This is a genomic window from Mycobacterium sp. (assembly GCF_049585075.1).
In the GTDB taxonomy this organism is placed as follows: domain Bacteria; phylum Actinomycetota; class Actinomycetes; order Mycobacteriales; family Mycobacteriaceae; genus Mycobacterium.
Genome location: NZ_JBAUZA010000417.1, coordinates 1 through 2,917, shown reverse-complemented (window position 1 = coordinate 2,917; position 2,917 = coordinate 1). Strand labels below are relative to the sequence as shown.

At 64.1% G+C, this 2,917-nt stretch carries 1 protein-coding gene and 1 pseudogene; one reads left to right on the top strand and one right to left on the bottom strand.

Translation table 11 applies throughout. The features are described 5' to 3' along the window. The coding region (locus tag WB785_RS19810; RefSeq protein ID WP_424081026.1) for a cytochrome P450 at positions 1–1,078 on the bottom strand (1,078 nt) is incomplete at its 3' end. A 146-nt stretch (positions 1,079–1,224) separates the two neighbouring features. Between WB785_RS19810 and WB785_RS19805 the strand changes: the two are divergent. Continuing rightward, positions 1,225–2,917, top strand: a pseudogene (locus tag WB785_RS19805) (helix-turn-helix transcriptional regulator); the annotation flags it as partial.

Sequence of the window (2,917 nt, the reverse complement as noted above, 5' to 3'; positions counted from 1 at the left end):
CGGCGCCGAAAGTCTGTATCGCGGCAGCGCCCTCGCGGGTGATGTCGAGTTGGCCGGGGTTGTCATAGACGGCGGGATCCCGGTTGGCCGAGGCCGTGTTGGCGACGACCAGTGTGCCGGCCGGAATGATGACCCCGGCGAGTTCGACATCCTCGAGGGCAATGCGCAAGGTGCCCCAGGCGATAGGGGAGTGCCGCATCGTTTCCTCGACCGCATTGGGGGCCAACTCAGGATGCTCGCGCAGCAGTGCCCACTGGTCGGGGTGATCGCAGAGCACCTGCACTGACGCGGCGAGCTGGTTCCTGGTGGTATCGGTGCCGGCAATCAGCAGGCTTACCACCAACATGCGCAACTCGTCGGCGTTGAGGTGATCACCATCGTGCTCGGCGCGGATCAACTCGGAGATCAGGTCGTCAGTCAGCGTGTCACGGCGGTCGGCGACCATATCGTCGACGTAGGCGTCGACAGCCTCCCACGCCCCCAAGATGAACTCCGTCTCGTTGGCGACGTTCCAGCTGAAGGCCTTGAAGATGTCGTCGGTCCAGTCCGAGAACAGCTCCCAGTCCTCGGCAGGTGCCCCGAGTAGCGCGCAGATAACCGGGATCGGATATTGACGCGCGATGTCGGTCACCACGTCGCAGTGCCCCCGGACCGTCTGGCGTTCAACGATTTCGGTGATGACGTCGATGATCGTCGTGCGCAGCCGCTCGGTCGCTTTAGGCGTGAAGGCTTTCGACACCAATCGGCGCAGGCGGTGGTGCGCGTCTCCGTCGAGGCTGATCAGGTTGGTGGCGATACGGTCCCATAACGGACCAGACGTAATGCCTTGTGAGGCAAGGAACATGCCCTTCGGCATCTGAAATCGTGGGTCGCGCAATACCGTGCGAACCAGTTCGTAGCGCAAGATCTCCGGACCATGGGTGCCGATGGCGATCGGCGCTCGATCCCGGGCTTGCGCGATGAGGCGCTGCGCCTCTTCCGGATCGTCCAGGTGCTCGTAGGCCAAGATCGGCAGCCCCGCGTCGAAGACATTCGGGCAAATTGGGGTAGGCCGGGTAAGTATCGTGTCGACGGTCATAACGACTCCTCGCTCGCAACAAGCCAGCTGTGCGTTAGCGGTTGCTAACCGCGACGCAATCGTTGCTCCGGTACCGGCAAGACACGTCAGTAGACGGATACTGATCTTTCGCCTTGCCGCTCGGCTACCACTTCTAAGCTGTATGGATGCGGTTGACGTGGCCGTTGATCGGCCGCTCGGAGGAACAGCGACTTATCGAAGCCGCGATATCCGACTCGGACTCGTCCGGGATCGTGGTTTGCGGGGCCGCCGGCGTGGGAAAGAGCCGAATCGCCCGTGAGGCGCTCCATTGCGCCGCGTCGCAGGGATGCGAAGTTCGTTGGATAGTGGGCACGTCTTCGGCACGATCGATTCCGCTAGGGGCACTGACCTCATGGGCAGAGCGTGCCGTCGACGACAACCTGGAATTGATCCGCGGGGTGGTCGCCTCGCTGACTTCATCGTCCCCGGGCAAGACGGTGGTGGTGGGCGTCGATGATGTGGCCCTGCTCGACGACCTGTCAACGTTCGTTGTGCACCAGATCATCCAGCGCCGTGCCGCGAAAGTCGTACTCACCGTCCGCGGAGGACAACCGATTCCCACCGCGACGCGCGAGCTATGGAACGGCGGACAGTTTGATCGCCTCGACCTACAACCGCTGTCCGAAACCGAGATCACGGCGCTCATCTCGGCAACCCTGGGCGGCCCGCTGGATCCGCAGGCCGCCGAGCGGTTGTGGACGTTGACCCGCGGCAACCCGTTGTATCTGCGAAACATCGTCGAGCAGGAGGTTGCTGACGAGCGGCTGACAATGCAAGACGGGTACTGGCGCTGGCTCGGGGATCCGGTCCTACCGCCCAGCCTGGTCGAATTGATCGAAGAACGGATCGGAGGCCTGCCCAGCGAGGTTAGCGACGTCATCGACGCCCTCGCCGTCGGCGAACCCATCGAACTCGGAACTTTGACCCGGATAACCGATTCGGCCGCGGTCGAACAGGCCGACATACGCGGTCTCATGGCTCTCGACCAGATAGGCGATCGGGTAGAGGCAAGGTTGGCACACCCGCTATACGGCGAGGTGCGCCGCAATCGCGCAGCCGCCACCCGGCTGCGACGGCTGCGAGGACTCGTCGCTGCCGAACTGGCCGCCTCCGGCGATCATGACGACATCGGCGTGGCGGTCCGCCGGGCCACGCTAATTCTCGACTCCGACCTCGAGCCCGATCCGGACCTATTTGTTCGGGCGGCCCGCGGCGCGGTCTGGCTGTGGGAATTTCCCCTCGCCGATCGGCTCACAGCAGCAGCAATCCACGCAGGAGGGGCAGCGGACGCGAAGCTTATTCGCGCCTATGCCTTGTCGTGTATGGGTCGGGGCGCAGAAGCCGACGCTCTGCTCGCCGACATCCAAGCCGGCGAGTTGGCCGACGCAATCTACGGGCGGGTGGCCTTTCTGCGGGCCACCAATCGGCTGTTCACTCTCGCCGACCCGGTAGGTGCAAAGACGCTCATCGACGATGTATCCGACGCCGCGGGGCCGCAGGCTCGCAGCTGTATCGACGCGTTTCTGGCGGTGTACTGGGCGGCGATGGGCAAGCCGGACTTGGCCATTGAGGCATCAGGCAAGTTCACCTGGGAGGAGCTGCCCGATCTCGTCGCCCAGCGTGTGACCGCTTGGGCCCTCGCCCTTGCGTTCGGAGAAGCGGGCCGCGCCGACGAAGCCGCCGCAGCGGCGCAGGCCGGTTACCCCGTTCCAATTCGCTCGTTCGTGATCATCACCGACGCCCACATCGGCGCACGCTTGTTGTCTGGCCAAATCGCCGATGCCGAGAGACCGGCGGAAACCATCCGACAACGTCAAA